The sequence below is a fragment of the Mycobacteriales bacterium genome, assembly GCA_036497565.1.
Lineage (GTDB): Bacteria > Actinomycetota > Actinomycetes > Mycobacteriales > QHCD01 > DASXJE01.
The window spans coordinates 57,008-83,689 of sequence record DASXJE010000077.1 but is presented as its reverse complement, the minus strand read 5'-3'; the positions used below and the strand labels follow the sequence as shown (position 1 = coordinate 83,689).

At 73.8% G+C, this 26,682-nt stretch carries 21 protein-coding genes, 1 tRNA gene and 1 pseudogene; 12 read left to right on the top strand and 11 right to left on the bottom strand.

Translation table 11 applies throughout. The annotated features are described in order from the left end of the window. Window positions 1–317: 317 nt before the first annotated feature. The 3 genes from VGH85_06925 to xerD all read left to right on the top strand — a co-directional run bounded on the left by VGH85_06925 (window position 318) and on the right by xerD (window position 3,977). Complete coding sequence (locus VGH85_06925; GenBank protein ID HEY2173530.1) at window positions 318–2,150, top strand: CTP synthase; 1,833 nt, start codon at window positions 318–320, stop codon at window positions 2,148–2,150. A gap of 35 nt (window positions 2,151–2,185) precedes the next feature. Beyond that, window positions 2,186–2,875 carry an NUDIX hydrolase gene (locus tag VGH85_06920; protein HEY2173529.1) on the top strand — a complete coding sequence of 230 codons (690 nt, stop codon included), beginning with the start codon at window positions 2,186–2,188 and terminating at the stop codon, window positions 2,873–2,875. Window positions 2,876–3,032: 157 nt separating this feature from the next. Beyond that, window positions 3,033–3,977, top strand: coding sequence for a site-specific tyrosine recombinase XerD (gene xerD, locus VGH85_06915; protein HEY2173528.1), 945 nt, complete (start codon window positions 3,033–3,035; stop codon window positions 3,975–3,977). Between the two features lie 51 nt (window positions 3,978–4,028). Here xerD and VGH85_06910 read toward each other — a convergent pair whose 3' ends face one another. The 10 genes from VGH85_06910 to VGH85_06865 all read right to left on the bottom strand — a co-directional run bounded on the left by VGH85_06910 (window position 4,029) and on the right by VGH85_06865 (window position 16,563). Then, window positions 4,029–5,567: an amidase gene (locus tag VGH85_06910; protein HEY2173527.1), complete on the bottom strand. Its 1,539-nt coding sequence runs from the start codon at window positions 5,565–5,567 to the stop codon at window positions 4,029–4,031. After that, window positions 5,564–6,667, bottom strand: coding sequence for an acetamidase/formamidase family protein (locus tag VGH85_06905; protein HEY2173526.1), 1,104 nt, complete (start codon window positions 6,665–6,667; stop codon window positions 5,564–5,566). The genes VGH85_06910 and VGH85_06905 overlap by 4 nt, the downstream gene beginning before the upstream one ends. Continuing rightward, entirely contained in the window at window positions 6,664–7,377 is a 714-nt protein-coding gene (locus tag VGH85_06900) for an FCD domain-containing protein (GenBank protein ID HEY2173525.1), read from the bottom strand. Before VGH85_06900 ends, VGH85_06905 begins: the two co-directional genes overlap by 4 nt. Before the next feature lie 37 nt (window positions 7,378–7,414). Beyond that, on the bottom strand, window positions 7,415–7,987 hold the full coding sequence (locus VGH85_06895; protein HEY2173524.1) for a DUF1097 domain-containing protein: 573 nt from the start codon (window positions 7,985–7,987) through the stop codon (window positions 7,415–7,417). 24 nt (window positions 7,988–8,011) lie between these two features. Then, window positions 8,012–9,277 carry an amidohydrolase family protein gene (locus VGH85_06890; protein ID HEY2173523.1) on the bottom strand — a complete coding sequence of 422 codons (1,266 nt, stop codon included), beginning with the start codon at window positions 9,275–9,277 and terminating at the stop codon, window positions 8,012–8,014. Continuing rightward, entirely contained in the window at window positions 9,274–10,734 is a 1,461-nt protein-coding gene (locus VGH85_06885) for an amidase family protein (GenBank protein HEY2173522.1), read from the bottom strand. Before VGH85_06885 ends, VGH85_06890 begins: the two co-directional genes overlap by 4 nt. Then, complete coding sequence (locus VGH85_06880) at window positions 10,731–12,092, bottom strand: cytosine permease (GenBank protein ID HEY2173521.1); 1,362 nt, start codon at window positions 12,090–12,092, stop codon at window positions 10,731–10,733. Before VGH85_06880 ends, VGH85_06885 begins: the two co-directional genes overlap by 4 nt. 324 nt (window positions 12,093–12,416) lie before the next feature. Beyond that, complete coding sequence (locus VGH85_06875; GenBank protein HEY2173520.1) at window positions 12,417–14,333, bottom strand: thiamine pyrophosphate-dependent enzyme; 1,917 nt, start codon at window positions 14,331–14,333, stop codon at window positions 12,417–12,419. A gap of 76 nt (window positions 14,334–14,409) precedes the next feature. Further along, window positions 14,410–15,681, bottom strand: coding sequence for an aromatic acid/H+ symport family MFS transporter (locus tag VGH85_06870; GenBank protein ID HEY2173519.1), 1,272 nt, complete (start codon window positions 15,679–15,681; stop codon window positions 14,410–14,412). Between the two features lie 108 nt (window positions 15,682–15,789). After that, window positions 15,790–16,563: an IclR family transcriptional regulator gene (locus VGH85_06865; protein ID HEY2173518.1), complete on the bottom strand. Its 774-nt coding sequence runs from the start codon at window positions 16,561–16,563 to the stop codon at window positions 15,790–15,792. A 203-nt stretch (window positions 16,564–16,766) separates the two neighbouring features. Between VGH85_06865 and VGH85_06860 the strand changes: the two genes are divergently transcribed. The 6 genes and pseudogenes from VGH85_06860 to der all read left to right on the top strand — a co-directional run bounded on the left by VGH85_06860 (window position 16,767) and on the right by der (window position 22,049). Further along, window positions 16,767–17,669, top strand: coding sequence for a ParA family protein (locus VGH85_06860; protein HEY2173517.1), 903 nt, complete (start codon window positions 16,767–16,769; stop codon window positions 17,667–17,669). Then, window positions 17,666–18,487, top strand: a complete 822-nt coding sequence (locus VGH85_06855) for a segregation/condensation protein A (protein HEY2173516.1) — start codon at window positions 17,666–17,668, stop codon at window positions 18,485–18,487. Before VGH85_06860 ends, VGH85_06855 begins: the two co-directional genes overlap by 4 nt. A gap of 5 nt (window positions 18,488–18,492) precedes the next feature. Then, a pseudogene (gene scpB / locus VGH85_06850) lies at window positions 18,493–19,056 on the top strand (SMC-Scp complex subunit ScpB). Window positions 19,057–19,081: 25 nt separating this feature from the next. Continuing rightward, window positions 19,082–19,828 (top strand): pseudouridine synthase, encoded by a 747-nt coding sequence (locus VGH85_06845; GenBank protein ID HEY2173515.1) that lies wholly within the window; start codon window positions 19,082–19,084, stop codon window positions 19,826–19,828. Window positions 19,829–19,921: 93 nt separating this feature from the next. Next, window positions 19,922–20,650 carry a (d)CMP kinase gene (gene cmk, locus VGH85_06840; protein HEY2173514.1) on the top strand — a complete coding sequence of 243 codons (729 nt, stop codon included), beginning with the start codon at window positions 19,922–19,924 and terminating at the stop codon, window positions 20,648–20,650. 37 nt (window positions 20,651–20,687) lie between these two features. Continuing rightward, window positions 20,688–22,049 (top strand): ribosome biogenesis GTPase Der, encoded by a 1,362-nt coding sequence (gene der, locus VGH85_06835; GenBank protein ID HEY2173513.1) that lies wholly within the window; start codon window positions 20,688–20,690, stop codon window positions 22,047–22,049. A gap of 118 nt (window positions 22,050–22,167) precedes the next feature. On the opposite strand, the gene VGH85_06830 is transcribed toward der, so the two are convergent. Next, entirely contained in the window at window positions 22,168–24,789 is a 2,622-nt protein-coding gene (locus VGH85_06830) for a LuxR C-terminal-related transcriptional regulator (protein HEY2173512.1), read from the bottom strand. A gap of 169 nt (window positions 24,790–24,958) precedes the next feature. On the opposite strand from VGH85_06830, the gene VGH85_06825 reads away from it, so the two are divergent. The 3 genes from VGH85_06825 to VGH85_06815 all read left to right on the top strand — a co-directional run bounded on the left by VGH85_06825 (window position 24,959) and on the right by VGH85_06815 (window position 26,403). Continuing rightward, window positions 24,959–25,525 carry a TIGR03086 family metal-binding protein gene (locus VGH85_06825; protein HEY2173511.1) on the top strand — a complete coding sequence of 189 codons (567 nt, stop codon included), beginning with the start codon at window positions 24,959–24,961 and terminating at the stop codon, window positions 25,523–25,525. A gap of 33 nt (window positions 25,526–25,558) precedes the next feature. After that, a tRNA-Pro gene (locus VGH85_06820) sits at window positions 25,559–25,635 on the top strand. Between the two features lie 204 nt (window positions 25,636–25,839). Then, window positions 25,840–26,403 carry a dihydrofolate reductase family protein gene (locus tag VGH85_06815; protein ID HEY2173510.1) on the top strand — a complete coding sequence of 188 codons (564 nt, stop codon included), beginning with the start codon at window positions 25,840–25,842 and terminating at the stop codon, window positions 26,401–26,403. Window positions 26,404–26,682 lie beyond the last annotated feature (279 nt).

Sequence of the window (26,682 nt, the reverse complement as noted above, 5' to 3'; positions counted from 1 at the left end):
CGGTCGTGTCGTCGCCGTAGATCTTCGGGCCGTCGGTCGCCGCCTCGCCGTAGATCTTCGGGCCGTCGGTCGCCGCCTCGTCGTAGATCTTCGGGCCGCCGGTCGCGTCGTCGCCGTAGATCATCGAACGAACGGCGCGTTCGTTGCGTGCCGTGCAACGAACGCGCCGTTCGTTTCGGGCGGCGCTGCGCCGTTCGCGAGCCCGGCGTCCTCCGGTGCGCCCTGCCCGGGTCGGAAACGATGCAGTGTTACGGTGAGGTCCCGAGGGTCGGCAGATCGATCGTCTCCTGTGATCGCCCGAACCGCGGGGAGCCGCTGTGCAGCACGCACGCACCACCAAGCACGTGTTCGTCACCGGGGGCGTCGCGTCCTCGCTGGGCAAGGGTCTGACCGCGTCGAGCCTCGGCCAGTTGCTCACCAGCCGCGGGCTGCGGGTCACGATGCAGAAGCTCGACCCGTACCTGAACGTCGACCCCGGCACGATGAACCCGTTCCAGCACGGCGAGGTCTTCGTCACCGAGGACGGCGCCGAGACGGATCTCGACATCGGGCACTACGAGCGCTTCCTCGACCGCGACCTCTCCGCGCGCGCCAACGTCACCACCGGCCAGGTGTACTCCGACGTGATCGCCAAGGAGCGCCGCGGCGAGTACCTCGGGGACACCGTGCAGGTCATCCCGCACATCACCGACGAGATCAAGTCGCGGGTGTTGGCGATGCAGGACAGCGGGGAGGGCCAGGGGGACGCAGCGCGGCGCGGCTCGACGCAGGACAGCGGCCCCGACGTCGTCATCACCGAGATCGGCGGCACCGTCGGCGACATCGAGTCGCTGCCCTTCCTCGAGGCCGCGCGGCAGTTGCGCCACGAGATCGGCCGGGACAACTGCTTCTTCCTGCACGTCTCGCTCGTCCCGTTCCTCGCGCCGAGCGGTGAGCTCAAGACCAAGCCGACCCAGCACTCGGTCGCGGCGCTGCGCAACATCGGTATCCAGCCCGACGGCCTGGTCCTGCGCGCCGACCGGCTCATCCCCGAGGAGATGACCCGCAAGATCTCCTTGATGTGCGACGTCGAGGACGACGGCGTCGTCGCCTGCCCCGACGCACCCTCGATCTACGACATCCCCAAGGTGCTGCACTCGGAGGGCCTCGACGCCTACGTGGTCCGCCGGCTCGGGCTGCCGTTCCGGGACGTCGACTGGACGGTCTGGGGGGATCTGCTCCAACGCGTCCACCAGCCCACCGAAGCCGTGACGATCGCCGTCGTCGGGAAGTACGTGGATCTCCCCGACGCGTACCTCTCGGTGACCGAGGCCGTGCGCGCGGGCGGGTTCGCGCACCGCGCCAAGGTCGAGATGCGGTGGGTGCCCTCCGACGACTGCGCCACACCGGCCGGTGCCGCGACCGCGCTCGCCGGGGTGCACGGGGTGCTCGTCCCGGGCGGGTTCGGGGTGCGCGGCATCGAGGGCAAGATCGGCGCGCTCGATCACGCCCGCCGTCACGAGATCCCCGCGCTCGGACTGTGCCTGGGCCTGCAGTGCATGGTCATCCACGCCGCCCGGGCGCTCGCCGGGCTCACCGACGCCAACTCCGCGGAGTTCGATCCGTCGACCCCGCACCCGGTGATCTCGACGATGGCCGATCAGACCGACGTCGTCGCCGGCGAGCGGGACATGGGCGGCACGATGCGCCTCGGCGCCTACCCGGCGGTGCTCACCGCGGACACGATCACCCGCGCCGCCTACGGAACCGGCCGGGTCTCCGAGCGGCACCGGCACCGCTACGAGGTCAACAACGCCTACCGCGACCGGCTCGCCGAGGCCGGGCTGGTGTTCTCCGGGACCTCGCCGGAGGGGACGCTCGTCGAGTTCGTCGAACTGCCGCGCGCCCAGCACCCGTTCTTCGTCGGCACCCAGGCGCACCCGGAGCTCAAGTCGCGCCCGACGCGCGCCCACCCGCTGTTCGCCGCGTTCGTCGCCGCGGCCCTGCGCCACGACGCGTCGTCGCGGCTGTTCTCCCACGGGCACGAGGAGGTCACCGCCGCGGACCCGGAGGCCCCGACGGCCGGCGACGGCGAGGGCACCGGGGGCTCCGAGGCGGACGGGGTCAACGGCAGCGACGGGGTCCGTGTGCGTCAGACGGCGTCGCGGTGACGGCGGACCCGTCGGGCACGGCAGGTCCGTCGAGCATGTCGGGTACCGCACCGCCGGTGGCGCGGACGCCGCTGACGCTGGTCGACCCGCACGCCGGGCACCCGTCGCACACGTTCGACGTCGTCTCCTCCGAGCTGTTGTACGAGGGCGCGATCTTCGCGCTGCGCGGGGACCGGGTCCGCATGCCCGGTGGGCGGGTCGCCACGCGGGAGAAGGTCGAGCACTTCGGCGCGGTCGCGATCGCCGCGCTCGACGACGACGACCGCCTGGTGATGATCCACCAGTACCGCCCCGCGATCGGGCGCCGGATCTGGGAGATGCCCGCGGGGCTCCTCGACGGGGGAGCGGGCGAGGAGCCGGTGGAGGCGGCGAAGCGCGAGCTGGTCGAGGAGGTCGGGGTCACCGCCGACGACTGGTCGACGCTCGTCGACGTCGTCGGCTGCCCCGGGTTCGCCGACGAGTCGGTGCGGGTCTTCCTCGCCCGCGGGCTGCACGACGTGGACCGCCCCGCCGCGGCCGACGATGAGGAGGCTGACCTGGTGATCCGGCGCGTGCCGCTGGCGGACCTCGTGACCGGGGCGATGTCGGGTGACCTCGTCAACGGCCCCTGCATCGCCGGGGTGTTCGCGGCGGCCGAGGTCGTCGCCGGGCGGTTCAGCCCGCGCCCCGTCGACGCGCCCTGGATCGACCGGCCGACCCGGTACCCGGCGCGCCGGCAGGGTTGAGCTCGGCCTCGCTGGCGAGGGGCACAGGGCGCAGGCTCGGCGGCCGTCGGAGCTGACCCTGGTGCTCGTGATCATGGCGAGCGGGGTGCCGCGCGGGATCGCGTCGGTCACCCGCGACGGCGCGCCTGCGGGTTAGCGTCGCCCGGGAGGTGGGGACATGACGGCGAGCGAGATGGCCGAACCCGCGCCCGAGCTCGTCGACGCCGTCACGACCTACCTCGACCACCTCGACGTCGAGCGCGGGATGTCGCCGCACACGCTGTCGAACTACCGCCGAGACCTGGGGCGCTACCTGGCGCACCTCGCCCGCGCCGGCCGCGTCGAGCTCGCCGAGGTCCGGGAGACCGACGTCGGGGAGTTCCTCGTGGCGCTGCGCCGCGGGGACGACGACCACCCGCCGCTCGCGACGTCCTCGGCCTCCCGCGCCGTCGTCGCCGTGCGCGGGTTGCACCGGTTCGCGCTGGCCGAGGGGCTCGTCGCCCGGGACGTCGCCGCCGACGTCCACCCGCCGGCCGCGGCCAAGCGCCTGCCCAAGGCACTCGACGTGACCTCGGTCGAGCGTCTGCTCGAGGCCCCGCCCGACGACGACCCGCGCGGCGTCCGCGACCGCGCGCTGCTCGAGATGCTCTATTCGACGGGGGCGCGGATCAGCGAGATCACCGACCTCGACGTCGACGACGTGGACGCCGAGCAGCGCACCGTCGTGCTGACCGGCAAGGGCGGCAAGCAGCGCCTGGTGCCGGTCGGGCGCCCGGCCCTCGCGGCGCTGGAGGCCTATCGGGTGCGGGCACGGCCGGGGTTCGCGACGCGCGGCCGGGGCACGCCTGCGCTGTTCCTCAACGCGCGGGGGGCACGGCTCTCGCGGCAGAGCGCATGGAACGTGCTGCGGGAGGCGGCCGAGCGGGCAGGCCTGACCCAGGCGATCTCACCGCACACCCTGCGGCACTCGTTCGCGACGCACCTGCTCGACGGCGGCGCGGACCTGCGCGTGGTGCAGGAGCTGCTCGGGCACGCGTCGGTCACGACGACGCAGATCTACACGCTGGTCACGGTCGACTCGCTGCGCGAGGTGTTCGCGACGTCGCACCCGCGCTCCCGGTAGGTGGCCTCCGGCCTTGTGAGCACTTTCGGGGGCTATGGCACCGGAAAGTGCTCACGAGGGCGAAGCCCACCTCACGAGATCCAGGTCCGCGCCCGGGGCGGCGATCGCCGAGAGTCCCACCGGCGCGCCGTCGACCGTCATGAGCGGCATCGACACCGCGGGGGCACCGGCCAGGCCGGCGAGGCAGGTCAGGCCCAGCGTCGCGGCGCGGGCGGCCTCGATCACGGGGTCGCCGGGCTCAGCGGCGCGCGACGGCGCGGGGGAGGACGTGGCCGGCAGCAGCAGCGCGACGCCGGGTTCGAGGATCGCCCGGAGGGTCGCCCGGGCCTCGGCGACCACGACGCGGGCCGCGGCGGCCTCCTCGTCGGACACCTCGGCTGCCGTGGCGAACCGGGAGGCGACGTCGGGGCCGAGCGCGCCCGGGTGGGCAGCGACCCAGGCGCCGTCCACGCCCCAGGCCTCGTGCCCCTGCACGGTGCGGAACGCGGCGCCCCAGGCCGCCAGGACCTCCGGGGCGAGCGAGACGGTGTCGACCCGGTCCAGTGCGAGACCCGCCACCGCCTCGTCGAACGCCGCACGGACAGTGGCGTCCACCCGGTCGAGGACGGCGGGCACGACGACGCCGCGGCGCAACGGCGCCCGCGTTGCCGTCGCGAGCAGCGTCGTCGTGACCCGCTCCAGCATCGCCGCGTCGCGGGTCAGCCAGCCGACCGTGTCGAAGCTCGGGGCGAGCGGCAGCATGCCGACCCGCGGGACGGCTCCGTGGGTGGTCCGGAGCCCGAAGAGGCCCTGGTAGGAGGCCGGGACGCGGACCGAGCCGCCCGTGTCGGTCCCGAGCCCGATGTCGACCTGCCCGGCCGCGACGGCCGACGCCGGTCCGCTGCTGGAGCCCCCGGAGATCCGGTCCGGCGCGGCGGGGTTGGGCGGGGTGCCGTGGTGCGCGTTGGTGCCCGCCAGGCTGTAGGCGAACTCGTCGGTGCGGGCGATCCCGGCGACGTCGGCGCCCGCCTCCACCACGGCCGCGACGACGGCCGCGTGCTCCGGGGACACCGCCGCACCGGCCAGCCACGTCGGGTTGCCCGCCCCGATGGGGTGCCCGCGCACCGCGAACAGGTCCTTCACCGCGACCGAGCACCCGGACAGCGGACCGGAGGGCGCGCCCGCCACGAGGGGCGAGCCGACGACACGCCAGATCGACGGGTCGAACGCCCGGCCCGGACCGGGCTGCGTGACGTGAGCCGCGCACACCCGCCACCGGCCCTCGACGCATCGCCACACCTGGGTCTGCAGCCCCCGGGTGCCTGCGTCGCCGAGGGTTTCGGCGATCGTCGTGACCACCCCGGGTGCCATCGGGCGGACGTGCACCCGCGCGACGCTGCGGGTCGGGACCGCCGTCCGCCCGCTGCGGAACGCCGTGATCGCGTGGTGCCCGACGAGGATCCCGGAGGCGTCGGCGCGCAGGGTGTCGTCGCCGGGGGCGAAGAGCGCGGCGAGGGCGTCGAGGTCGTTGGCGAGCAGCGCCCGGTCGTAGGCCCAGAACGCCTCGAGCAGACCGGCGGGCACGGGCTCCGGGGCGAGGACGACGGTCACCCGAAGTCCGCCTTGCGGATCGTCCCGTGCACGCCCTTGGTGCCGTCGACGACCTGCGAGACGGCGTAGTCGGTGGCCACCGACAGGTAGGCGTAGGCCTGGCGACGGTCCATCCCGTAGCAGTGCACGAGGAGGTCCAGCGACCCCCGGACGGCGTCGCGCATCGCCTCGTCGAGGTCGGGGTCGAGACCGATCGGGATCCACAGGTCGGGGGTCTCGCCGAGCGGCCCGGAGACCGTCCCGAACCTGGTGGCGGCCTCGTCGGCGGGAACGAGGTCGAGGCGCAGGGTGGCGCGCAGCGGGGCCTCGAACGCCGTCAGGGCCACCTCGCCGTCGCCCTGGGCGAAGTGCGGGTCGCCGACCCCGACCAGCGCACCCGGCACCTGGACCGGCAGGTGCAGCGTCGCGCCCACCCCGAGCAGCCGGACGTCGATGTTGCCGCCGTGGCGCCCGGGCGCCACCGAGTGCACCCGCTCCTGCTCCGCGACCCCCATGAACCCGAGGAACGGGGCGAGGGGGAACCGGGCGCGCCGGTGCGGGTCGTCCGCGCGCAGGGCGATCGACCCGACGCCGTCCTCGATCAGGCAGAACGCGCTGAACACCGGCTCCTGCCCCACGACCTCGCCGGGCAGGGCCCCGAGGCCGTGCCGCGTGGAGACGATCCCGTAGGGCACGCGGGGGACGAGGTCGAGCACGGTGATCGAGACGACGTCGCCGGGCCGGGCGCCGGTCACCGCGATCGGGCCGGTGACGACGTGGGGTCCGTCGGCGGCCGGGTCGTGGGGGAGCGTCGACGTCGCGATCGCGGCCGCGTCGGTGAGCACCCCGTCCTCGGGAATCCCGAACCCGCCGAAGAACCGGACCGGGTCGCGCCCCTGGTCGCCCAGGATCCCCTCGTGGCTCACGGTGTCGACGGAGACGACGGAGCCCGGGGCGACCTCGAGTACCGGACCGTCGGTGACCGAGGGCATCCAGCCCCAGGAGACGGTCTCCGGGGTCGACGGCACGTGGTGACCGGAGACGTCCGCGCGGTCCACCGGTGGGACGGCGGCGAGGGCCTTCGCGATGCGTTCGGGGTCCATGGTTGGGGCCGGTGTCATGGGTGGGCCTCTCCGTCGTCGGTGGCGAGTCGGGTCAGGGCGGCGACGGCGCGCAGGTGGTCGGACATCGCCGCCCGCGCCGCGTCGCCGTCGCGGGCACGGACCGCCGTGAGGATCAGCCGATGGCCCTCGACCGAGACCCGCCGTGCCCGACGGGTGGTGTGCGAGCGGCGGCGGACGTCGGGGGTCCAGGAGCAGGCGAGCGTGTTGACGGTCGCGAGCAGCGGGTTCTGGCTCGCGCGGGCCAGCGCGGAGTGGAACTCGATGTCCAGGCGCACCGAGTCACCGGTGACGACGCCGTCGTGCGAGCGGTCCAGGATGTCGTCGAGCTGCAGTAGGTCCGAGGCGGTGGCCCGCAGCGCCGCGAACTCGGCGATGCGCGGCTCGACGACGGCGCGCAGCTCCGCGACGTCGGCGAGCTCCTTCTCGGTCTCGTCCAGCCCGGCGTAGAGCTCGCCGACCTGCGCGGGCGGCAGGCAGACGACCGTGCCGCGGCCCTGCACCCGCTCGACGAGGCTCTTCGACTCCAGGTGCCCCAGCGCGTCGCGGACCGAGCCCCGCGAGACGGCGAGGGACCCGGCCAGCTCCCGCTCGGCCGGGAGCCTCGCGCCCGGGGCCAGCTCACCGGTGGCGATGAGGCGCTCGAGATGCGCGGCGATCTCGACCCCGACACCGCCGGTGCGGCGGTGGGGGAGCGGGGGAACGGTCATCGACGAGGCTCCTGGGAGAGTTGATCACTACGACGGGTCAGTGCTGCGGGGCCGGATCGCCCGACGACGCCGGCGGCGCGGCCACGGCGGTCTCCTCGGGGGCGCCGTCCTCGGGGGCGCCGCGGGAGGCGAGCGTGTGCGCGACGAGCGCAAAGATCGGGCCGAGCGCGTTCATCACCAGCACCGACGCCCACGCGGCCCACGGGTTCTGCGGCGCGAAGCCGAACCCGCCGAACATCGTCGCGAAGTAGGACGCGAACCCGAGGAACATGCCGGGGATCAGCGCGAGCGCCCGCGTCCGACCGGCGTACATCAGCGCGGTGTTGACCACCAGGATGATCACGGCGAGGACGGCGTCCTGGGCGAGCTGACCGGAGGTCGGCTTCAGCGCGGTGTCGAGCAGCACGATGACCAGCGCGAACGTCGAGCCGGCGGCCATGGTCGGCCAGAGCTTCAGGAACGTCGCGCGGTGCGGTCCACCGGCCAGGAAGGTCGCCGCCCAGCCGATGAAGATCCCCCAGACCGGCAGGTTGAGGGCGTTGCCGCCGATGAAGGCGGTGGTGGCGGCGAGGATCGAGGAGATGATCTCGTTCGGGAGTCGCAGTCGCATGGAGTACCCCTCGTGAGGGTCGGGTCAGCGGCGACGGTGCAGCTGGACGGTGCGTTCGGTCGTGGCGACGATCCGGCCGCGCTTGAGCACGACGCGGCGGTGGGCGCGGGAGAGCAGCGCCTCGGTGGGCGTGGGCGCGGCGAGGACGACGAGGTCGGCGTCGGCGCCGACGTGCAGGCCGTGCCGGTCGGACCGGCCGACGATCGCCGCGGCGTCGTCGGTGGCCATCCGGACGAGTCGGGCCATGTCGTCGGGCCCGGCGAGGTGGGAGGTCTGGGCGAGGAACAGGGCGACGTCGAGGACGTCGGCGATGCCGAACGGGGTGAACGCGTTGCGGACGTTGTTCGACGAGAGCCCGGTGCGCACCCCGGCGTCGAGCAGGGCGCGGACCGGCGCGATGCCGCGGCGCACGTTGACCTCGTCGTTCCGGCCCCCGAGGTGCATGTCGGTCATCGGCAGGACGACCACCGCGACGCCCGCGTCGGCCAGCTCGCCCAGGACCCGCTTGCGGGCGTCGGGCGCCAGGCCGGCCAGCGAGGTCATGTGCCCGACGGTTACGCGCCCGCCCATGCCGTGCGCACGGGTGGCCTCGGCGATGTGCTCGGCGAGGGCGTAGCGGGGGTCGGAGGTGTCGTCGGCGAGGTCGGCGTGGATGTCGACCGGCACCCCGAAGCGCTCGGCCAGGGCGAAGACCCGGTCGACGTGCTCCCGGCAGTCCTCGAGCGTGGCCTCCTGGTAGCTGCAGCCCCCGACGACGTCGGCGCCCGCGCGCAGGCCCTCCACCAGCAGGTCCTCGGTGCCCGGCGAGCGCAGGATCCCCTCCTGGGGGAAGGCGACGACCTGCAGGTCGACGAGGTCGGCGTAGGACTCGCGCAGCGCGAGCATCGCCTCGAGCCCGGTGAGGCCGACGATCGGGTCGACGTCGGGCTGGGCGCGGATCACGGTGGTGCCATTGGTGACGGCCTGCTCGAGCAGGCGCCCGGCACGCTCGGCCACCGACTCGCGCGTGAAGGCGGCCTTGAGGCGGCCGGTGATCTCGATGGCCGCGGCGAGGGTGCCGTCGGGATTGGGCTCCTCGGCGTCGAGCAGCGCCTTGTCCAGGTGCAGATGGGGCTCGATGAGCCCCGGGATCACCGCGTATCCGGCACAGTCGATCACCGTGGTCGCGCCGGAAGCCCCAGCCGAGGCATCCGTCGGCCCGATCCCGGTGATCCGGCCGTCGTCGACGGTGATGTCGACCGGGCCGGTCCCGTCCGGGAGTCGGGCATCGCGCAGCAGGACGTCGGTCATCGGGCCACCTCCGGGTATCGGTCGATCCAGGGGGCAGCCTGCTCGTAGGCGGCCGCGGCGCGCAGGACGTCGCCGTCGGCGAGGTGGCGCCCGACGATCTGCAGCCCCACCGGCAGGCCCTCGCGCGTGAACCCGGCGGGCACGCTGATCGCGGGCTGCCCGGTCATGTTCATCGGCTGGGTGAAGCCGAGCCAGGCCGACGGCGGGACCATCCGGCCGTCGACCTTCTCCGGCCCCTGCATGTGGACGGGGAACGGCGGCACGGTCAGCGTCGGGGTGAGCAGCAGGTCGTAGGAGGCCATGAACCGCCACATCCGGTTGACGACCCGTTTGCGGACGACCTGCGCGTCGGTCAGCTCCTCGGCGGTCCAGCGCCGAGTGATCAGGTCCACCAGATGCGGGGACATCCGCGTGCCGTGCTCGGCGACCATCGCCCGCATGCCCGTCAGGTCCGTGTCGCCCATGACCATGCCCCAGAACGAGCCGGAGGGGTCGTCCCATCCGGGGTCGGCCTCGGTGACCTCGCACCCGAGCTCGGAGGCGAACACCCCCGCCGCCCGCGCGGCGATCTCGCGCACCTGCGGGTCGACGGCGAGGTAGCCCCAGTCGGCGCTGTAGGCGACGCGGAGCCCCCGCACGTCGCCGCGGGTGGCGTCGAGCCAGGACACGTCCCCGGCGGGCAGCGAGTGCCGGTCGCGCGGATCCGGGCCGGCGAGGACCGACATGAGCAGCGCGGCGTCGTCGACCGTGCGGGTCATCGGCCCGATGTGCTCGAGGCTCTCCCAGCTCGAGACGCCGGGGTAGCGCTCGTCGCGGCATCCCGGATAGGCGGGGACCCGGCCCATCGAGGCCTTGAACCCGACGATCCCGCAGTGCGCCGCCGGGATGCGGACCGAGCCGCCGCCGTCGCTGCCGAGCGCCAGCGGGGCCATGCCGGTGGCGACCGCGACGCCCGACCCCGCGCTCGACCCGCCGGGGGTCAGCGTCGGGTCCCACGGGTTGCGGGCCGTCGGCGAGATCGGGTTGTGGCCGACGGCGCTGTAGCCGAACTCCGGCACCGTCGTCTTGCCGAGGAGCACCGCGCCCGCCGCGCGGACGCGCTCGACCACCACGTCGTCCTCGTCCGGGACGAAGTCCTCGTAGGCGGGCGACCCGCTGCGGGTGGGGATGCCGGCCGTCGAGATCAGGTCCTTGACCGCGATGGGCACCCCGGCCAGGGGTCCGACCTCCTCACCACGGGCGAGCGCCTGCCCGACCGCCCGGGCCTGCGCCCGTGCGTACTCGGCGGTGAGCTCGCAGAAGGCGTGCAGGGTCCCGTCGAGCGCGTCGACCCGGGTGAGCGCGTCCTCGGTGGCCTCGACCGGGGACAGGGCACCGGACCGGATCGCGGCCGCCATCGCGGTGGCGCTCATCGCGGTGCTCGAGGTGGTCGCGGTCGGGTCGGTCGTGGCGGTCATCGGGTCACGACCTCGTCGTCCGTCCCGGCCTCGGTCGACGACGGGGTGCCCGACCCACCTGGTGACGACGTGGCCCGGGACGGGAGCAGCGACAGGAGCACGGCGGCGACCGCGGCCACGGCGAGACCGGCAAGGGCCTCCGAGAGCCCCGGTGCCCACACGTGGACCACGGCAGCCGCGATCGAGCCGAGTGCCCACGCCGCGAACGGCGCGACCCGCCACGCCGGGACGGCGTCGGACCGCGCGGCGAGCCGGCGCACCCCGAACTGGTCGACGATGAGCACGGCCCCGATCGGCGGGACGACGATCCCGAGCAGGTTCAGCCAGTCCGCGAAGTGCTCCCAGACCCCGGCCAGTGCGGCCACGACGCCGACCGCGCCCAGCACGATCGTCAGGACCCGCATCCGGCCGCCGGTGATCTGGCTCCAGCCCACGGCGCCGTTGTAGAGGCAGTGCGCGCACACCGACCCGAGGTTGACGAACACGAACACCACCGCGACCGCGGCGAGCAGGGTTCCGTGCGAGGTCAGGATCGGCAGGAAGTCCCCGCCGTTGCTCGCCGGGTCGGCCGAAGCCCCGATGGCGACGACGAGCCCGCCGACGAGCAGCGACACGAGGTTGGCGACGGGGAACGCGGAGAACGCCGCGAGGACGGCCTCCCGCCCGGTGCGCGACCAGCGCGTGAAGTCGGCGGTCATGGTCCCGGAGTCCGCGAAGCCGGCGACGACGATGGTGATCGCGGCGCCGATGCTGAGCACGGTCGCCCCGGCGCCACCGCCGGTGTAGGCCGACGCGGCAGACAGCGCGCCGGGTCGAGCAGCGAGAACGAGCGCGACCACCCCGAGGACCACGAACAGCGGCGCGGCGGCCATCCCGATGACGGTGAGCGCGCGGACCCCGATGAACGTGACCCCGATGTAGAGGACCCCGGCGACGAGGATGACGACCGCCTCGTTCCAGCCGAGGGCCTCGTGGAGGGTGGACCCGGTCAGCCCGGTCTGGAACGCGAACCAGCCGATCACCACCGTCGAGAGGAACCCCGCGGCGACCTTCGTCCCGCTGCGCCCGAAGGTGCGCGCCGCGGTGAGCGCGAAGTTCTCGCCGGTCCGCCCGGCGAGGTAGCTCAGCGCACCGACGTAGGCGAACAGCACGAGGTTCCCGGCCAGGATCGCCGCGATGCCCGGCCAGAGGCCCAGGCCGTAGACGATCGTGCCGCCGAACACGGCGTTGGTGAAGACCATCGGGAAGCCGAACCAGACGGCCGAGACCGACCGCAGCGACCGGCGGTGCGTCGTCGGGACCGGCTCGTGCTCGAACTCCGACTCGAGCGCGTGTCGCTCGGTGGTGGTGCTGGACATGAGCGTCCCTTCGCGGCCCGAGGCGGCGCTCGGGGGAGGTCCGGGCAGGGCGACGGCGGCTGCCCCGAGAGGTCCGAGTGGTCAAGTGGTTCGACCAATCTCGACGTCGAGTGAGCCACGTTCACGCCGCAGGGTGAAGGGGTGTTGCACCGTGTTCACGAGACGGTGACGCCGGGCGCGATCCGCGACGCACGGCCGTCACACGGATGTGAGGTGCGCCGGCCGGCCGAGTGCCTCCGGGGGTCGACGCGCGGCGCACACACCATCTGTCGGGGCCTCGGGCGCGGGACGCGTCGGTCCCGCGGTACCGGACGTCGGCGGTCGCTAGAGCGCGGAACCGTGCTCGCGAGGCCGGAGGGTGCAGACGACGACCAGCGGGGTCTCGCGCTGCGCGAGCCCGGGCACGACGTCGTCGAGCAGCTCCGTGAGCTCCCCGTGCGTGGTGACCCGACGCGCCGGGCAGCCGAGCGAGGTCGCGAGGCCGGCCACGTCGACCTCGGCGAAGCCCGGCCACGGGGCCTTCCCGCCCGCCTCGGAGGCCAGCCGGTCCATGATCGCGTAGCGGCCGTTGTCCATGACGAGCACGAGCACGCCGACGCCGTAGTGCGCGGCCGACCAGAGCGCCTGCATCCCGTAGAGCGTCGAGCCGTCACCCACCACGGCCACCACCGGCCGCGTCGGCGCGCCCATCCGCACACCGATCGCGGCGGGCACCCCGAACCCGAGCCCACCCTGCGCGGCGGACAGGAAGCCCAACGGGGCCCGGGCGGGGACGAGCCGGTGCAGATCGGGGCGCGAGGACGGCGTCTCCTCGACGACGACGGCCTCCGCGGGCAGCCGTGCCGCGAGCTCGACGAACACCGCGGGCGCGGCGAGGGGGCCGGCGGGGTCGTCGGCGCCGTTGTCCCGGACGACGGGGTCGCGAGGGGAGGATCCGGCCGCTCTTGCGGCCCGAGGGTTCCCCTCGTGCGGGGTGGGGCCGGCGTGGCTCACCGTAGGGAGGGCGGCGGTCAGGGCGGTCACGGTGAGCGCCGGATCGGCGAGCAGGGCCAGATCGGCACGGCTGTGGTGGACGTCCTCGGGGTCGTCGCCGACGAGCACGATCGTCGTGCCCGGCTCCACGAGCTCGCCGGGGGAGTACTGGTACTGGCGGAAGACCGGCGCGCCGACCACGAGCAGCAGGTCGTACGCACCGAGCGCCGCGCGGAGGGTGGCCCGCTCCGGCGGCAGGTGCCCGGCGAAGAGCGGGTGGTCCTGGGGGAACCCGGCCCGCGCGGCGAACGCCTCCTGCCACACGGGCGCGAGCAGGTGCTCGGCGAGGCCGACGAGCGCATCCCAGGCGGCCGTGCCGTCGGCGTCGGCGCCCACGACGATCGCCGGGCAGCGCGCGCTTCCGACGACGGCGGCCAGTTCGGCGACGGCGTCCGGGTCGGGGGCACGCCCGCGTCGCACCTCGACCGGGCTCGGCATGGCGCGGGGATCGGCGGGCTCGGCCCAGTCGTCGCTGGGGACGACGACGACCGCCGGGCCGCGGGCGGTCTGTGCCTCGTGGAAGGCCCGGTCCAGGGCACCCGGGACGTCCTGGGGTCGCACCGGGGAGCTCGTCCACACCGGGTAGGTGCCGCCCAGCCCGTCGAGGTCGCCGGCGAGGAACGGGCGCGAGGCCAGGTGGCGGCGGTCCTGCTGGCCCACGACGACGACCAGCGGCGTCCGGTTCACCCGCGCGGTCGCGAGCGCGCCGACCGCGTTCCCCAGACCCGCCGTCGTGTGCAGGACGACCAGCGCGGGCCGGTCGGTCGCCGTCGCGTACCCGGTGGCGAGGCCGACGACGGAGCCCTCGTGCAGGGCGAGCACGAAGTCGAGGTCGTCGGGCAGATCGGTCAACAGGCTGATCTCGGTCGAGCCGGGGTTGGCGAACAGGCGGTCCAGGCCGCGTCGTCGCAGGACGTCGAACGCGGCGTCCCGGACGGTCCGCGACCCGCCGGCAGGCGCGGCGCCCGTCGTCGGGGTGGGCGCCGGGTCCGGGTCCGCCGCCGCCGAGCTCGCGCCGGGTTGAGTGGATGGCGCCCCCCGCTCGCCAGAGAAGGGAGAGCACGCCGACAGGGGGCCATTGCTCGCACGCCCGAGGGTGTCGCTCGTGATCGCGGCCGCCCAGGCGGTCACGGAGAACGGCCCGGCGGGCGAGGGGCCCGGGCGGAGGACGGCGTGCTGCGGGTCGGGCGGGAACCGGGCGTCCTCCACCGGCGCTCCTCTCGGGTGTTCTCGGCGGTCGGGTCGCGGTGTGGTCGGGTCGCAGTGCGGTCAGGTCGCAGTGCGGTCAGGTCGCGGTGCGGTCGGTCGCGGCGTGGTCGGGCTCCGGCTCGGTCCGGGCCTCGACCGCACCACGGGGCCGGCCCACCGCGAGGACGGCGAGCGCCCCCAGCGCCGCGACCAGCGCGAACGCGTAGAAGCCCCACGGGTACGCGAGGCCCGCGGCGAGCAGCGCCCCACCGAGCGCCGGACCGGTGATGGCACCGAGGCGACCGACCCCGCTCGCCGCGCCGAGAGCCGATCCCCGGACGGCGGCGGGGTAGAGCCGCCCGACCCAGGCGTAGACGAGAACCTGCGCGGAGAACACGAAGACGCCCGCGAGCAGCACGATCGCGTACACCCCGAAGCCCGGCAGGCGGACCGAGAGCAGCGCGAGGAAGACCGCCCCGAGCGCGAACCAGGTGATGGTCGCGGGCCGGACACCGATGCGGTCCGCGACGTTCCCGCCGATCAGGAGTCCGATCACCGCGCCGACGTTCAGCGTCAGCAGGAGGGCGAGCGCGGCGCCGAGGGGGTAGCCGGCGCTGCGCATGATCTCCGGCAACCACGTGTTCAGGCCGTAGACCAGGAGCAGGCCCATGAACGACGCCACCCAGAACGCGATCGTCGGGCGCGCGTAGCCGTCGCGGAATAGCTCACGGATCGGGTTCTGGACCCGCTTGGCCGTCCCCTCGGTCCGTGCGGGCGCGGAGTCGCGCGGCAGGCGGGTGAGCATGAGTGGCACCAGGACCAGGGAGGGCACCGCGCCGAGCGCGAACATCACCGGCCACCCGAGCCGGCTGATCAGCCAGATCCCGAGCAGCGAGGCCGCGACGGCACCGACGTGGTAGCCGGTCATCATGATCGTCGTCGCAGCGTTGCCCCGGCGCGTCGGCGCGTGCTCGGCGACCATCGCGAGGGCCACCGGCAGCACCCCGCCGAGTCCGAGGCCCGCGAGGAACCGCAGCACCACCAGCGCGGTCACCCCGGGCGCGGCGGCGCAGGCGAGGCTGAGCACGGAGAACACCACGACCGTCGCGACGAGCGTGCGGCGCCGCCCGACGAGGTCGGAGACCGGGCCCACCGCGAGCGCCCCGATCATGACGCCGACCAGACCCACCGTGGCCACGAGCGAGGCGCTCGCCGGGGTGAGCGCCCAGGTCGGGTCCCGCAGCAGGACGGGGATCACCACGCCGAGCACGACGAGGTCGTAGCCCTCCAGGGCCACCGCGGACCAGCACAGTCCCCGCACCCACCCGGAGGCGGCCGGGGCGGCCTCCGCTGTCGACGGTCCGGACATGAGCCACCTCCCAGCAGGGTGTGACAGCGCAGTCACGACCCGTGCTCGGAGTATGGGAGCGGCGGACCGCGCAGGTCAGCAGCTTCTCTCACTCACCGGAACATCAGGTCAATCCGCCCGCCTGCTCATCCGTCGCGAGGCCGCGACCGCGGCCATCTGCACCGCCGGGAGGAACGGCGGCAGGGCCGCCGAGACGGGGACGACGACGGCGAGCGAGGCCACCACGTGCCCCTCGGCGTCGCTGATCGGGGCGGCCACCGACGCGGCGCCCTCGGTCATCTCCTCGCGGGAGAAGCAGTACCCGGTGCGACGGATGTCGGCGAGGGCCTCGCGCAGGAGGGCGGGCTCGGTGATCGTGCCGGGGGCCAGCCGTGGCAGGCCCCGCGCGACGACCTCGTGGACCAGCGACGACGGCGAGTGCGCGAGCAGCACCTTGCCCGGCCCACTCGCGTGCAGTGGCATGTCGCGTCCCACCCGGGACCGCACCGTGGTGTCGTGCTGCCCGGCGAGGCGCTCGACGAACAGCGCACGGGTCCCGTCGAGGACGACCAGGTGCACCACGTGACCGGTGGCCGCCGCCAGGTCCTGCATCGGAGGCAGGGCGGCCTCGCGCAGGTTGCGGGCGTACGGGGCGAGGGCGCCGACGCGCCAGAGCCGCATCCCGATCCGGTAGCGGCCCCGCCCCACCCGCTCGAGGGCGCCCCACTCCACGAGCTCGGCGACGAAACGGTGCGCGGTGGCCGGTGGGAGCCCCGTCGCGGCGACGATGTCGGCGAGGGCGAGCTCGGGCGAGGAGTCGCTGAACGCGCTCAGGACACCCAGGGCGCGGCCCAGCACCGAGCGCGGTGTGCTCTCGGTGATGGATCCTGTGACGCGAGTCATCCGACGAACGTGCCCGAACGGCGAACGCGCCACACCCGGCGAGTCGCGATGGCTCCGGTCGGACCGTCTGCCTAGCCTGAGCGGTGACCGGGGTCGCGGCGTGTCCACCCACAGTGGTGGTCCGGTCGGAGGACCCGACGGGACGGGGCAGGAGGAGGTTCGGCGGCATGTCGGCACCGCTGTTCGACGCCGAGTCCCTGCGCATGGGCCCGCCGCCGGACCCGGGGCGTCCGGAGGGAAGCGCCGGGGCAGGCGCCACGGGCGGGTCGCCGGGCGATCCGCTCGACCCGACGGTTCGACCCCGCCGCGAGATCCCGGAACCCGCACCGCTGTCGTCGCACGGCCCGGCGACCGTCCTCGCGATGTGCAACCAGAAGGGCGGGGTCGGCAAGACCACCTCGACCATCAACCTGGGGGCCGCGCTCGCGGAGTACGGCCGCCGGGTGCTGCTCGTCGACTTCGACCCGCAGGGCGCGCTGTCCGTCGGCCTCGGTGTGCAGCCCCACGAGCTGGACACCACCATCTACAACCTGATCATGGAACGGTCGGTGACGATCGACGACGTGATCCGGCCGACCGGCGTCGAGGACGTCGACCTGCTGCCCTCGAACATCGACCTGTCCGCCGCCGAGGTGCAGCTGGTCACCGAGGTCGGGCGCGAGCAGACCCTCGGGCGCACCATCGCCCCCGCACTCGACCGGTACGACTACATCCTCGTCGACTGCCAGCCGTCGCTCGGCCTGCTCACCGTCAACGCGCTGGCCTGCGCCGACGGGGTGCTCATCCCCCTGGAGTGCGAGTTCTTCTCGCTGCGCGGGGTGGCCCTGCTCATGGACACGATCGAGAAGGTGCAGGACCGGCTGAACCCCGAGCTGGCGATCACCGGCATCCTGGCCACCATGTACGACCCGCGCACCCTGCACACCCGCGAGGTGATGGCCCGCGTGGTGGAGGCGTTCGGTGAGCTGGTGTTCGACACGGTCATCAACCGGACCGTCCGCTTCCCGGAGACGACGGTGGCCGGCGAGCCGATCACCCGGTGGGCGACCCGCTCGCAGGGCGCCCAGGCCTACCGGGCGCTGGCACGAGAGGTCATCGCCCGGTGACGGCGGTCTCCGATCGGGTCGCGCCGGACCGTGACGACGAGCGGACCGGCTTCCAGGTCTCCCTGGAGAACTTCACCGGCCCGTTCGACCTGCTCCTGAAGCTCATCGGGCGCCACGAGCTCGACGTCACCGAGGTCGCGCTGCACCGGGTGACCGACGACTTCATCGCCTACACCGCGGCCCTCGGCGACGGGGCCGACCTCGAGGAGACGACCGGTTTCCTCGTCGTCGCCGCCACGTTGCTGGATCTGAAGGCGGCGCGCCTGCTCCCGGCCGCGGAGGTCGAGGACGAGGACGACCTCGCGCTGCTCGAGGCCCGCGACGTGCTGTTCGCCCGCCTCTTGCAGTACCGCGCCTACCAGCAGGTCGCCGCGCTGTTCCGGGAGCTGGAGGGGACGGCGCGGCGGCGCTACCCGCGGGCGGTCTCGCTCTCGGAGGAACTCGCCTCGCTGCTGCCGCCGGTGGAGCTGGGCGTCGACGCGGCCGGGTTCGCCGAGATCGCCGCGGCGGTGTTCCGTCCCTCGCCCCCGCCGATGGTCGGGCTGGACCACCTGCACGCGTCGACGGTCTCGGTCCCCGAGCAGGTCGAGATCATGTCCGGGCGACTGCAGGACGCCGGGCGGCTGACGTTCGCGCAGCTGTGCGAGGACGCGACGCACGGGATCGAGGTCGTCGGACGCTTCCTCGGGGTGCTGGAGATGTACCGGTCCCGCCAGGTCGCGCTCGACCAGGAGGAGGCGTTCGCCGAGCTCGCCGTCCGGTGGGCGCCCGGGTCCGACGACCGCGGGACGGCGGCGCTCGACCCGGAGGCGCCGTGAGTGGGGTGGGTGGGGACGAGGACGAGCTCCCGTCACTCTCGTCCGACGCCGAGCTCGACGCCGCGATCGAGTCGGTCCTCATGGTCGTCGACGCCCCGGTGCCCGCCGGGCAGCTCGCCGAGGTGCTCGAGGAACCGGCGGCGCGGGTGACCGAGGCCCTGCGGCGGCTCGCCGCGTCGTACGAGAACCGGGGCTTCGAGCTGCGGGCCACCGACGAGGGCTGGCGGTACGTCTCGCGCGCCCGGTTCGCCCCGTACGTGGAGCGCTTCGTGCTGGACGGGCAGCGGGCCCGGCTGACACGGGCGGCCCTGGAGACCCTCGCCGTCGTCGCGTACCGGCAGCCGGTGACGCGCTCGCGGGTGTCGGCGGTCCGCGGGGTCAACGTCGACGGTGTCATGCGGACCCTCACCGCGCGAGGGCTCATCGTCGAGGCGGGCATGGACGCGGCGACGGGCGGCACGCTCTACCGGACCACCGAGATGTTCCTGGAGCGGTTGGGTCTGGGCTCGCTCGAGGAACTGCCCCCGATCGCGCCGCTCCTTCCCGAGGTGGACGACATCGACGAGCTGTAGGGGCCAGCTACCCTGGACTCCCGTGACCGAGGGTGAACAGGGAATCCGCCTGCAGAAGGTGCTCGCCGAGGCCGGGATCGCCTCGCGGCGGCAGGCCGAGATCCTGATGCGCCAGGGTCGGGTGGAGGTCGACGGCGAGGTCGTCAAGGAGATGGGTCGGCGCGTCGACCCGGACGCCAGCGTCATCCACGTGGACGGCAACCGCGTCGTGACCGACACCGAGACCGTCCATCTCGCGCTGAACAAGCCCGAGGGGATGCTCTCGACGATGTGGGACGAGCACGGCCGCCGGTGCGTCGGCGACGTGGTGCTCGAGAAGGCGTCGGGGACGAAGGGCCTCTTCCATGTCGGGCGCCTGGACGCCGCCACCGAGGGCCTGCTGCTGCTCACCAACGACGGTGAGCTCGCGAACCGGCTCATGCACCCGTCGTACGAGATCCCGAAGACCTACCTCGCGGAGATCCGCACCCCGATCGCGAAGGACCTCGGCAAGCAGCTGCGCGCAGGCGTCGAGCTCGACGACGGTCCTGCCGCGGTCGACAGCTTCCGCGTGATCGACCGGTCCGGCTCGCGGGTCATGGTCGAGGTGGAGCTGCACGAGGGCCGGAACCGCATCGTGCGCCGGATCTTCGAGGCGGTCGACAAGCCGGTGGAGCGCCTGGTGCGCACGGCCGTCGGGGACGTCCATCTCGGCAACCAGCGGGTGGGCACGCTGCGCAAGCTGGGCCGTGACGAGGTCGGGGCCCTGTACAAGGCGGTCGGGCTCTAGCCGTAAGGCACAATGGACTCCCGGACGGGTGTCGAGACCGCTGGGAGGCGTGCCGTGGACCGGCCGGACAGGGTGCTCCAGGGAGTCGTGGCGGTGGACGGACCCTCGGGCACCGGCAAGTCCACCACCGCGCGCGGGCTGGCGATGCGCCTGGGCGCCCGCTACCTCGACACCGGAGCGATGTACCGGGCGGCCACCCTCGCGGTGATGCGGGCCGGGATCGCGCTCGACGCCACGAGGACCGAGGCCGAGGGGCACGACGACGCCGTCGCCGTCGCCACCACCGCCGATCTCGCGATGTCCACCGACCCCGCCGAGCCGCGGGTCCGGCTCGACGGTGAGGACGTCGGAGCCGAGATCCGCGGTGCCGAGGTCACCCGCAACGTCTCGGCCGTGTCCGCGTTCACGAAGGTCCGTGAGCACCTGGTCGCCGAGCAGCGCCGCATCGTGGCCGAGACCGTCGCGGACGGCGCGGGCATCGTCGTCGAGGGCCGCGACATCGGCACCGTCGTCGAGCCCGACGCCGCCCTGAAGATCTACCTGGTGGCGTCGGACCACGCCCGCGCCGGCCGCCGCAGCGCGGAGGACACCGCGGCGGGCCGCGCCGCCGACACCACCACGACGGGCGACGACCTCGCCCGTCGTGACCACCTCGACTCGTCGCGCGCCGCGTCTCCGCTGCGGGCCGCCGACGACGCCGTCGAGGTGGACACCTCGGTCCTGGACGTCGAGGGCGTCCTCGACCGTCTCGAAGACCTGGCCGCGGACCGCGGCATGCTCATCCCGGCTCTGGTGCAGACCGGGATGCCGAACGGAGGATGACGTGACGCAGGAACTCCCCGCCGGATTCGGCGCGGAGCTGGAACTCCCTGATGACGACACGGCGGAGGGCCGCCCGGCGCAGCCGGTGCTCGCCGTCGTCGGGCGCCCGAACGTCGGCAAGTCGACGCTGGTCAACCGGGTCCTGGGCCGCCGCGAGGCGGTCGTGCAGGACGTGCCGGGCGTGACCCGGGACCGGGTGGCCTACGACGCGCTGTGGAACGGCAGGCGGTTCACGCTCCTGGACACCGGCGGCTGGGTCCCGGACGCCAAGGGCATGCAGGGTGCGATCTCGGCCCAGGCCGAGACCGCGATGCGCACCGCCGACGCGATCCTGCTCGTCGTGGACGGCCAGGTGGGAGCCACGACCGTCGACGAGGCCGTCGCCCGCACGCTGCGGCGCAGCAAGCTCCCGGTGCTGCTGTGTGCCACGAAGGTCGACGACGAGCGCGGGATGAGCGAGATCCCTGCGCTGTGGCGGCTCGGGCTCGGGGAGCCGTACCCGGTGTCCGGTCTGCACGGCCGCGGGTCCGGCGACCTGCTCGACGCCGTGCTCGACGTGATGCCCCAGTCCCCCCGCGACGACGTCGACCTGGAGGGCGGCCCGCGGCGCGTGGCGCTCGTGGGCAAGCCCAACGTCGGCAAGTCGTCGCTGCTCAACCAGCTCACCGGCGAGACCCGCGCCGTCGTGGACGCCACCGCGGGCACCACGACCGACCCGGTCGACTCGCTCGTCGAGATCGACGGCGAGACCTGGCAGCTGGTCGACACCGCCGGTCTGCGGCGGAAGGTCAACCAGGCCAGTGGCATGGAGTACTACGCCAGCCTGCGCACGAAGGCCGCGGTCGAGGCAGCCGAGGTCACGGTCCTCCTGCTCGACGCCTCCGAGCCGATCGCCGAGCAGGACCTACGGGTGGCCACCCAGGTCGCCGAGGCCGGCCGCGCGCTGGTGCTCGCCATGAACACGTGGGACCTCGTCGACGAGGACCGCCGCTACGCGATGAAGCGCGAGCTCGAGCGGGCGCTGGTGCGGTTCCCGTGGGTGGAGAAGGTCAACATCTCGGCCCGCACCGGACGATCGGTGCAGAAGATCGCCCCGGCGATGCGGACCGCGCTGGAGAACTGGGACCGCCGTATCCCGACGGGCCAGCTCAACCAGTGGCTCTCCGACGTCATCGCCGCCACCCCGCCGCCGGTACGCGGCGGGAAGCAGCCGAAGATCCTCTACGCGACGCAGGCCCAGAACCGGCCGCCGACGTTCGTGCTGTTCACCTCGGGGTTCCTCGAGGCCAGCTACCGGCGCTTCCTCGAGCGCAAGCTGCGCGAGACGTTCCCGTTCACCGGCACGCCGGTACAGATCAACGTGCGGGTGCGGGAGAAGCGGATCCGCGGGAAGCGCTGAGGCTGCGGACCCAGTCCATGCGGGCGCGTGCCGCGTCCGGCCCCGCAGGTGGAGTGTCCGCCACCGGCGATCTCCGTGGTGACGTGGGCGTGACGTCGATGGCCGGGTTCCGGAGCTCCTACGGTCCGGCGCCGGGCGACCGTCGCCCCGTCCCCGCGATCGCGACCAGCTCGGTCCGGTCGGTGAGGCCGAGTCGCGAGCAGGCGCGGTAGACGTGTGATTCGACGGTGCGGACCGAGACGTGGAGGCGTTCGGCGATCTGGCGGTTGGTGAGCCCCTCGCCGGCGAGCACCGCGACCTCCCGCTCGCGGGCGCTGAGCGCGACGGTGGCCCGGGCGTCCTGGACGGCCGGCGTCCGGGCGCCCTCGCAGGCGGCGGCCAGGGTCTGGGCGCGCTCCTCGGCCTGGGCCGCGACGACGAGGCGCTGTCCGGCGCGGGCGGTGCTCGCCGCCTGCCCGGCGGCGTCGGCGGCCTCCAGCCCCATGCCCGCGTCGCGGAGCCGCGCGGACACGTCGAGCAGGTGTGCCGCGTCGGAGGCGGAGAGGGCGGCCGCGTGGGCCGCGGCGAGGCGGGAGCGTGGCGAGTGGAGGATCCGGTCGAGCTCCGCGAGCCTGCCGACCTGCTCCCGGTCACCGAGGCGCACGCTCGTCTGGCGCATCTGTACCTCGGCGGCGTACGTGCCGTACCGCCGGCACCGTTCCGCTCCGGCGCGACACCGTTCGATCCCCTCGCGGATGCTGCCCGACGCGGCGGCGGCCCAGGCCCGGGCGAGGTCGATCTCGAAATCGATGATCGGGATGTGCGGGTGGCGACGCCTCTGGGCCTCGTCGACCCAGTTCCGGGACGCGACCGCGTCCCCGAGCATGCCGTAGGCCTGGCCGATCATCGCCGCCGACCAGCCGCCCCACCCGCCGCCGTGGCCAGGGAAGGCAGGCAAGGCGGACTCGAGGGCGTCGATCGCGGTGCGGGGCCGCCCGGCACTGAGCGCCATGCGTCCCTCGTAGAGCGCGACGAACGGTGGCGCCTGCGGCCCGGTCAGCCCCCGTACCCAGTCGATTCGGTGCCGGGCGTCCTCGCGGCTCCCCCTGAGGTCGGCCGCGAGAATCTCCATGTACCCGACGTTGCAGGCCACGGCGGCGGTGTCCGCACTGCGTGAGGCGGTCTCGATCCCGTACTCGATCGTCCGGGCGAGGTCCTCGCCTTCCCCCGTCAAGGACTGCACATGCCCGACGACGAAGGCGGCCAGCGCCACCGATTGCGCGGGTCGGGTGTCGTCGGCGATGACGGCCTGGGCGAGCTCCATCGACTCGCGCGCCCGCCCCGAGACCCCCGCGATCATCGATCGGAGCGCGTCGAAGGCCGGATTGCGCCGTCCGCCGTGGTGCTCCGCCTCCTCCGCGGCGAGCAGTTCCTCCCCGGAACGCGGCGGATCGGCCTGGAAGTGCCAGGCGAGGCCCCGGAGGACCACCGCCTGTTCCCGTTCCTCGGCCGTGGCGGTCTCCGCGGCGGCCTCGGCCAGCACGGCGTCAGCCTCCTCGGCGCGCATCCCGTAGTCCAGGAGATGGGCCAGGCCGAGACGGGCGTGGAACCCGCCGCCCGCGGCGATCGCGGCGCGCAGCAACCGCTCCGCCAGGCCGAAGTCCCGCAGCCCGGAGGCCTGCATCGACGCGGCCACGAGCTCGTCGGGATCGACCGGTCGGTCGCTGCCGAGGTCCAGGACCGCGCGCCGGAGCCCGTCCCCGACCCGTCGGCCCCCCGTCTTCGCCAGCGCGGCCGAGAGCTCGCTGCGCAGCCGTCGCGCGCGGGGCACACTCGTCCGGGCTCGCATCGCCTCGCCGTAGAGCGGGTGTCCGAGGCGGGCGTCCCAACGGTCACCGTCCGCCTCGATGCTCACCAGCCCTCGCTGCGAGACCTCCTCGACCGCGGCCGCACCGGCCAGCTGGTCGATCATCCCGAGACCGAGCGGCTCGGAGATCGAGAGCAGTTCCAGTACGCGTCGTTCGTCGTCGGTGAGTCGGCCGATCCGCATCGCGACGAGGTCGTCGAGGGCCGGGGAGAGAGCGACGGTGCCCTGCCAGACCCAGCCGCCGTGCTCCAGGCGCAGCCGACCCGCCGCGCGCTCGCCGTCGACCAGGTGACGCAGCCAGAGCACGTTGCCGCCCGCCGTGTCGTGGAGGCGCCGTGCCGTCCCGGCCTCGAGGCTGGTGCCCAGTGCCGTCGCGAGGACCGCGTGGGTCTGGTGCTCGTCGAAGGGAGCGATCTCCAGCCGGAGAGCCGTCTCGTCCTTCCACAGGGCGGTCACCGCGTCCGGTGCCGACGCGCCGGTGCGGACGGTGAGCACCACCCGGGCCCGCCGGGCCGTGGCGATCTGGTGGACGACGGTGGCCGAGACGGCGTCGAGCAGGTGTGCGTCGTCGACGACGAGGAGCCGATCGGCGTTGCCGGCCGTGAGGGCGGCCACCGCGTCGCGGACCCGGGACAGGTCGGAGGACGCCTCCACCTGATCGAGCCCGGGCAGGACGTCCAGGAGGGCCCCGAGCGGGATCTCCTGCGCGGAGGCCGTCGCCCGGACGACGCCGAGCAGCTTCCCCTGGTCGTGGCGGACCGCGACCTCGCGGGCCAGCCTGCTCTTGCCCACCCCGGCGGGCCCGCCGAGGACGACCGTGCCGTGCTCGTCGAGGGCCTTCACCGCGGCCGCGAGGTCGTCGTCGCGTCCCGCGAACGGCCACGCCTCCGCCACGACTCCCACTCCTCCCTCGATCCCTCCCGACAGCCGCCGAGTGTCCACCATCCGTGGTAGCGGTGGTGACGGCCGTGTGAAGTAGCAGGCGCCGGACGGCCGTGCGGTGCTCCCGGCGGCGAACGGGGAGACTGCTGCGGAGTTGTGTCCCGCACCACAGGAGGACCGGATGCACGATTTCTTCCCGGCATCGGCGGCGACGGCCCGCGTCGTCGCCCTGGTGACCGACGAGCACCTCGACCTGCCGACCCCGTGCGAGGCCTGGCCGGTCCGTGACCTCCTCGAGCACATCGTCGGGTTCACGGCTCACTTCGCGGCCATCGGGCGCCAGGAGGAACTGACCGGAGAGCCGCCGGCCTCGGGGCTCCCGGAGGGCTGGCGCACGATGCTGGCCGACGCCCTCGAGGACCTCACGGTCGCGTGGCGGACGCCCGGCGCGTGGGAGGGCCAGGACGAGGCCGGCGGTGTGGCGATGCCCCGCGCCGCGCTGGGGGTCGTCGCGCTCGACGAGTTGGTGCTCCACGGCTGGGACCTCGCGACGGCGATCCAGGTGCCGTTCGCGGCGGCCCTGGACGACGTCCAGGCCTGCCTGCCCTTCGTCGAGCAGTTCTCCGGGATGCAGGGCGGGCCCTTCGGAGCACCTCTGGCAGGGGCCCAGGAGGCGACCGGTCTGAACCGCTTGCTGATGCTCGCCGGTCGCGACCCGGCGATCGGGCCGGACGGCGGCGTGGGGTAGTCTTCGGCCCGCTGCAGCGGTTGAGCAGCGGTTCGGGACGTGGCGCAGCTTGGTAGCGCACTTGACTGGGGGTCAAGGGGTCGCAGGTTCGAATCCTGTCGTCCCGACCAGCAAGCAAGGCCCGCTGATCATGGAGAAACACCAGGTCAGCGGGCCTTCTTCATGCATGGAGACCTCGGGGCCCCGGTGTCGGCCATCCACGTACACGGCGGTCCTCGACCGCCAGGAGCGGTACGCGATGCGGGACGTTGCCACCGACCGCGAGGTGATCCGAGACTGGGACTTCCGAGACCGACCGACGGAAGGCCGGCGCCGTGCGGAGACTGCACTACGGGATGAACCCGTCTCTGGACGGCTACATCGCCGCGCCCGACGACGACCTCGCCTGGAGCGGGCCGAGTGACGAGCTGTTCGCGTGGTTGCTCGACGAGGAGCGGACGATCAGCCTGTTTCTGTATGGCCGCAAGCTGTGGGAGACCATGAGCGCCTACTGGCCGACCGGCGATCAGCAGCCGGGCGCCACCCCGGCGCACATCGAGTTCGCGCGGAACTGGCGGGACACGCCGAAGGTGGTGTTCTCCGCGACGGTCGACAAGGTCGACGGGAACGCTCGTCTGGTCACCGGCGACGCGGTAGCGGAGATCACTCGGCTGAAGGCCGAGGACGGTGGGCCGATGAGGGTCGGTGGCGCAGCGCTCGCCGGGGCGGCGATGCGGGCCGGGCTGATCGACGAGTACGCGATCGTCACCCACCCGGTCCTGGTCGGCGGCGGCACGCCGTTCTTCACGGCCCTGGACAACTGGGTGATCCTGAACCTTGTGGAGACCCAGACGTTTCCCGACGGCGTGCTCCTGACCAGGTACCAGACCAGGCGCTGAAGACCGACCACGGAGCGGCGCGGCCTCGGGCCACCCAAGGATCGCGTGGCCGTTAGCGGATCGGTTTACGCGACTTCCCTTTCGGCGTTCGAGCCGAAGCCAAAACGCACGCACATGCCGCCGTGAGTGCGCGGATCGGCCGATCTCCGTTACGTCGGTACGTTGGCCAGTTCAGGCCAAACCGCGTAGGGGGGCGGCGATTTCGGGCGGGGCGAGGTGCCGGGCCGCGGTGCCTTGAGCGCGCGCTATACGCGGGTTTTGCCGGCGATGCCGGCGATG

Bases quoted from the DNA above. Each gene is read 5' to 3' on its own strand.
- VGH85_06920 (HEY2173529.1), top strand. From the start codon at position 2,186: ATGTCGGGTACCGCACCGCCGGTGGCGCGGACGCCGCTGACGCTGGTC.
- xerD (HEY2173528.1), top strand. From the start codon at position 3,033: ATGACGGCGAGCGAGATGGCCGAACCCGCGCCCGAGCTCGTCGACGCC.
- VGH85_06905 (HEY2173526.1), bottom strand. From the start codon at position 6,667: ATGACACCGGCCCCAACCATGGACCCCGAACGCATCGCGAAGGCCCTC.
- VGH85_06900 (HEY2173525.1), bottom strand. From the start codon at position 7,377: ATGACCGTTCCCCCGCTCCCCCACCGCCGCACCGGCGGTGTCGGGGTC.
- VGH85_06895 (HEY2173524.1), bottom strand. From the start codon at position 7,987: ATGCGACTGCGACTCCCGAACGAGATCATCTCCTCGATCCTCGCCGCC.
- VGH85_06890 (HEY2173523.1), bottom strand. From the start codon at position 9,277: ATGACCGACGTCCTGCTGCGCGATGCCCGACTCCCGGACGGGACCGGC.
- VGH85_06885 (HEY2173522.1), bottom strand. From the start codon at position 10,734: ATGACCGCCACGACCGACCCGACCGCGACCACCTCGAGCACCGCGATG.
- VGH85_06880 (HEY2173521.1), bottom strand. From the start codon at position 12,092: ATGTCCAGCACCACCACCGAGCGACACGCGCTCGAGTCGGAGTTCGAG.
- VGH85_06870 (HEY2173519.1), bottom strand. From the start codon at position 15,681: ATGTCCGGACCGTCGACAGCGGAGGCCGCCCCGGCCGCCTCCGGGTGG.
- VGH85_06865 (HEY2173518.1), bottom strand. From the start codon at position 16,563: ATGACTCGCGTCACAGGATCCATCACCGAGAGCACACCGCGCTCGGTG.
- VGH85_06860 (HEY2173517.1), top strand. From the start codon at position 16,767: ATGGGCCCGCCGCCGGACCCGGGGCGTCCGGAGGGAAGCGCCGGGGCA.
- VGH85_06825 (HEY2173511.1), top strand. From the start codon at position 24,959: ATGCACGATTTCTTCCCGGCATCGGCGGCGACGGCCCGCGTCGTCGCC.